The 5,432-nt window shown below is 41.8% G+C and carries 4 protein-coding genes; 2 read left to right on the top strand and 2 right to left on the bottom strand.

Annotated features, from left to right (window positions below):
• Together HMPREF0027_RS00330 and HMPREF0027_RS00325 are read right to left on the bottom strand one after the other, a co-directional pair.
• Positions 1–1,123, bottom strand: a 1,123-nt coding sequence (locus HMPREF0027_RS00330; protein ID WP_005621085.1) for a bifunctional metallophosphatase/5'-nucleotidase, incomplete at its 3' end; no start/stop codon positions are given.
• 197 nt (positions 1,124–1,320) lie between these two features.
• Entirely contained in the window at positions 1,321–2,487 is a 1,167-nt protein-coding gene (locus HMPREF0027_RS00325; RefSeq protein ID WP_044024183.1) for an FAD-dependent oxidoreductase, read from the bottom strand.
• Positions 2,488–2,692: 205 nt separating this feature from the next.
• On the opposite strand from HMPREF0027_RS00325, the gene HMPREF0027_RS00320 reads away from it, so the two are divergent.
• Positions 2,693–4,219, top strand: a complete 1,527-nt coding sequence (locus HMPREF0027_RS00320; protein WP_005621082.1) for a YifB family Mg chelatase-like AAA ATPase — start codon at positions 2,693–2,695, stop codon at positions 4,217–4,219.
• Between the two features lie 119 nt (positions 4,220–4,338).
• The gene (locus tag HMPREF0027_RS00315; protein WP_005621081.1) at positions 4,339–5,379 is read left to right on the top strand and encodes a membrane protein; all 1,041 of its coding nucleotides are present in this window, start codon (positions 4,339–4,341) and stop codon (positions 5,377–5,379) included.
• The last annotated feature ends 53 nt before the right edge of the window (positions 5,380–5,432 follow it).

The raw sequence follows: 5,432 nt of genomic DNA, 5'->3' as shown, positions 1-5,432 counted from the left end.
GGTCGAAGGCAAAAGACACCACGTCCGCTTTGCTGTAATGTTGTTGCACGTCATTAATCAATGAAGATAAACCGGTATCTTGCGTGAAGGCAATCACTACGCCGTGATTTTTACCTTGCGGAATCATGGTTTGTGCGGTTTCGCCGATTTTCACATTGTTCAAACGGCGTAATTCGTCATGATATGGCTGATAAATTTTTTCGATTGCAGGATCTGAAGCCAATGCTTTAACTGGTACGTTTTTTGCATTTTTTGAAAGTAATTTCACTTTGCCGTCATCTGCGACATCAAAGGCTAAATTCACTTCTGAAACCACAGTACCGTAGCGGTGTGGTTCGGTAATCAGTGTATTTTTAATCGTTTCCGCTGAGACGTTTTTGTGCATATGACCGGCGATAATCACATCAATGCCTTCCACGTTATTGACTAAATCCGCCACGCCGGTATCAGGGATATTATTTTCGTTTTCAATCCCCATATGCGCTAACACGATAATCGCATCAACCCCTTTCGCTTTTAACTCGGCAATTTGTGCCTTCGCTTCTTCGCTTGGTGAGCTGAATTTCATCTCATCAAGGTGATGGGTATCTTTTTCGAAGGTTGCCGACATTGGTGTGGTTAAACCGATTAAACCGAGTTTTACACCGTCTTTTTCAATAATATCGGTGGCGGTAACGTAACGTTTACCATCTTTTTTGTAGTAGAAGTTGGCGGTTAATACTTTGGCATTAATGTCTTTAATGATTTCATCTAAAGCGGTCATACCGAAGTTAAATTCATGGTTACCTAAAATGAAATAGTCGTATTTCATTTCGTTTAATACTTTAGGAACCGGGCTGTCTTTGTAGTATTTTTTCGTTTTAGCAAAAACTTCCACTTGGTTGTCTTGAATCGCATCACCGATATCGACTAACACTACATTTTTATTATTTTGGCGTACCTCTTTTACATAGGTGGAAATTTGTGCGTAAGAACCGGATTTGTCCTCAATATCCGCGCCATAGTTCCAAGGTACGATACGCCCGTGAACATCCGATGTACCTAAAAATTTAATATTCACTTCTTTAGCGACTGCAACGCTCGCCGCAGACAATACAAATAAAGTACTGAGTACTTTTTTCATGATGCTCTCCTTGTGAGATAAGTAGGGATAGATAGATTCCAAGCTATTTTGGCTTAGGCTGATTACAATTTGTAATCAATCGAAAGAGTTTTTCTGGAAAATGTGATCTTACCGACATAAATTGGAGTATTTACGAAACAAGCAAGCGGTCGAATTTCGCAAAAAATTTGCAAAACTTGACCGCTTGTAATGAAAAGCTATAAACCTATCGCATAGCGCAATGCTTTTTTCTTGAGTGGTGTGATTTTTTCCGCCAGTATCAAGCCCAAATTTCGGGCGACTTTTACTGGCAATAACCCGGTTTTGAATGCCTTATAAAAAACGTCCATACCGGTTTGCATCAATAAATTATCGGGTTTACGTTTATGTTCATAACGTTTAAGCACCGCTTCATTTGCAAAGTTTTCGCCTTTTTTGACCGCTTGTTCAAGCACTTCCAATAACACTTGCACATCTTTAAAACCGAGATTAACCCCTTGTCCGGCAAGCGGATTAATAGTGTGTGCCGCATCGCCAATCAATACCACGTCGTTTTTAACATAATGTTGAGCGTGTTGGCGAGTCAGCGGAAAACTGGCGGCGTTTACTACTTCCACTTTGCCTAAACGGGCAGGGAAATGTTGCTGAATTTCGGCGGTGAGTTTTTCTGAGGACAGTTGTTTTAGCTGAGTAATGCGTTGCGGTGCGTCATACCACACGATACAACCGTTGTGATCTGATAGAGGTAAAAATGCACGAGGGCCGCTCGGGAAGAATTGTTGCCAGGTAACCGATTGTTGCGGTAATTCGGTTTTCACCGTGGCAAGCAAACAATGTTGGCGATATTGCCAGCTGGTTAGCCCAATACCCGCCCAGCTACGCACTTGTGAGCTTGCGCCGTCCGCAGCAATCAGCAATGGGGCGGTAAATGTTTGCTCATCAACGGTTACCGTCCATAATTGTTCGTGATAATTTGCAGAAATTTGCGAAAATCCGACCGCTTGTTGGCAGTTTGGATACTGGTTTAAGGCTTGCCATAAACCAAGCTGAATCGCATTATTTTCCACCATAAAGCCGAGCTTATCCAAGCCGATTTCCGCCGCGTGAAAGACGGTATTAAACCCTTCGATTTCCCAAGTTTCCAAACCGTCATACGGACAAACTCGCATTTGGCTGATCGCCTGCCAAGCGCCCAGCTCTTCCAGCAGTTTAACCGAGGTAATACTAATAGCGGAAATACGCAAATCATAAGCAGCATTCGCATCAAATGAGGGAAGCGGATTTTTTTCGATTAATGCGATATTTAACCCTTGCTTCGCCAAGCCGAGCGCCGCCGCTACCCCGACCATACCGCCACCGATAATGATAATATCCTGTGTTTTCATTTTGCCCCTCATTTGCTGAATATTGATGCCATATTATAACGTTTTAATCACCGGAACTAACTCTATATTTAGTGCTTTTAGGATTTTTAGCTTGGATTTAATAGAGAAGAAACCTATTTTTGCGATCCTGATCGAGAAAAGAGATTTTGTTGCTGTGACGTAGGACATTTATCTTTTACCCTCCTAACAATTTTTAGGAGGGAAGATGTCTTTAGCCATTGTTTATAGCCGTGCATCGATTGGTGTAGAAGCACCGTTGGTAACGATTGAGGTGCATTTGAGTAACGGAAAACCGGGGCTAACGATTGTTGGCTTACCGGAAACCACGGTAAAAGAGGCGGGCGATCGGGTACGTAGTGCGTTAATGAATGCCAACTTTATGTATCCTCCGCAACGGATCACGATTAACCTGGCACCGGCGGATCTACCTAAAGAGGGAGGGCGTTTTGATCTGCCAATTGCGATCGGGATCTTAGCTGCATCAGGGCAGATGGATTCGGATCGCTTAAAACAGTTTGAGTTTTTGGGGGAACTGGCTTTAACGGGATCGTTACGAGGCGTTCACGGCGTGATTCCGGCGGTAATTTCCGCCGAAAAAGCCAAGCGACAGATGATTATTGCCCACCCGAATGTAAATGAAGCCTCGTTAGTTTCGAATGCAGAAACCTATTTTGCCAGCTCCTTATTGCAAGTGGTCAATTTTATGAACAAGCGGGACAGCCTGCCGATTGCTCAGCAGATTCCGCAAAAAACACAAGAAATTCAACCGCTTGTAAAACGTGATTTAACCGATATTATTGGGCAACAACACGCTAAACGAGCACTAATGATTGCGGCTGCTGGACAACATAATTTACTTTTCCTTGGCCCTCCCGGTACCGGTAAAACAATGCTCGCCAGCCGTTTAGCGGATCTGTTGCCGGCAATGAGTGATGATGAAGCGATTGAAACCGCTTCGGTCACCAGTTTGGTACAAAACGAATTGAATTTTCACAACTGGAAAGAGCGCCCGTTTCGAGCACCGCATCACAGTGCTTCAATGGTAGCGTTAGTCGGTGGCGGTTCTATTCCTAAACCGGGCGAAATCAGTTTGGCGCACAATGGCGTGCTTTTTTTAGACGAATTGCCTGAGTTTGAACGCAAAGTGCTGGACGCATTACGTCAGCCGTTGGAAGCCGGAGAGATTATTATTTCCAGAGCGAATGCTAAGGTGCAATTCCCTGCTAGTTTTCAATTAATTGCGGCAATGAACCCAAGCCCGACTGGGCATTATCAAGGCACGCACAACCGTACTTCTCCGCAACAAATGATGCGTTATTTAAATCGTTTATCCGGCCCGTTTTTAGACCGTTTCGATCTCTCGATTGAAGTCCCTTTATTACCGAAAGGTGCATTACAAAGTAGCGATAATCGGGGCGAAACCACTGAGCAAGTACGCAAGCGGGTATTTTTGGCAAGAGAATTACAAATGGCGAGAGCCGGAAAAATTAATGCCAAGTTAACCACCAAAGAAATCGAACGAGATTGTCGCCTTGCAGAAAAAGACGCGCTATTTCTAGAAAATGCACTGACCAAATTAGGACTTTCGGTGCGTGCCTATCATCGGATCTTAAAAGTTTCCCGCACAATTGCCGATCTGGCTAACGAACCGAATATTCAACAAATCCATCTTGCTGAAGCATTAGGCTATCGGGCGATGGATAGGCTTTTGCAGAGGTTGCAATGTGATTAAACTTTAGAGATTATTGTGTTCTTTTTTGTTATTATGATTTACTTATGTTTACGTTTATATAACTTGCTTTGTAAGTTAATGTTTTAATTGTGATAGTGTTTAATCGTAAGGATTTTTAAATGAATATTGTAACAAAATTAACAGCCACTTTGTTGGCTAGCTTGGTTATTACGGCATGTAGTAGTGGATCATCGGGTTCCGCAACTAAGTCTAATGACCAAAAAGCTAAAACTGATATACCTGCGCCAAAAGTAGAGAGATCTAAAGAAGCGGCTCCACAAATGGATAATTCAAAAGTGGGGCAGCCAAAAGAAGTAGTTCAGAAAGTAGCTAATTCAGCAGCAGATAAGCCTAAAGAAGTAATTTCACAATCACAAGTAGATCTTTCACAAAAAGATACCTTAAAACCGGAAGAGCTAAATAAGAATAAAAGTAATACGGACATTCTTAAAGAATTAGAAGTTAAGGATATTAAAACAGGGATTATTAGTCGTCCGGATATAGTACTTAGTTTAGCATTAGATGGGAAGGAAAACGTTCAGATCATACTAAGTGAAAGTGATATAACGCGTAATAGTCTAAAAATTACAAATACAATTCCAACTCAAGAAATTAAAACATTGAAAGATGCTTCGAATAAATTATTGGGTTATTACGGGCATATGAAGTTTAGTCAAGTAAAGCAAGATGAGCGTTATGGTACGGATAGTGCACATCTTTATAGCCACTATTTATTATCTATGAATGAAGAAGAAAAGGTTCGTCCAATTACATCTATAATATATAAAGGAAATATGCTTTATAGTTACAATGATGATTCACAAATGTTACAAGCGACTGTACAAGCAACTTATCGCGATGAAGCTAAAACGTTATCAATGGAAGTTTTTGGGGATAGAGGAGATTATTGGAAGCTAGGCGAGGCTGGTCGCTATAGATTAGAATCACGTAAGCTCAAGGAGGTCTCTGTGAGTGAAGACGGTACAATTGTTAACGCAATGCTATATTCTAAAATAGATGGATCTCCTTTAAAACTGGCCCCAGATGCAAACTTCTCAGGTGGGATTTTCGGTAAAAATGGCGAAGTACTTGCAGGAAGCGCTATTAGTGAAAAATGGCAAGGTGTAATCGGCGCTACTGCTACGGAAAATAAAAAATAAACGCTTTACCAGTTAATCAAAAAGCTATCCCAAAGTGATCTGCCCCCAAAAAG

It is taken from the genome of Actinobacillus ureae ATCC 25976 (assembly GCF_000188255.1).
GTDB classification, from domain to species: domain Bacteria; phylum Pseudomonadota; class Gammaproteobacteria; order Enterobacterales; family Pasteurellaceae; genus Actinobacillus; species Actinobacillus ureae.
Note: the sequence above shows the minus strand (reverse complement) of the source record. Positions and strands in the feature narration are given on the sequence as shown.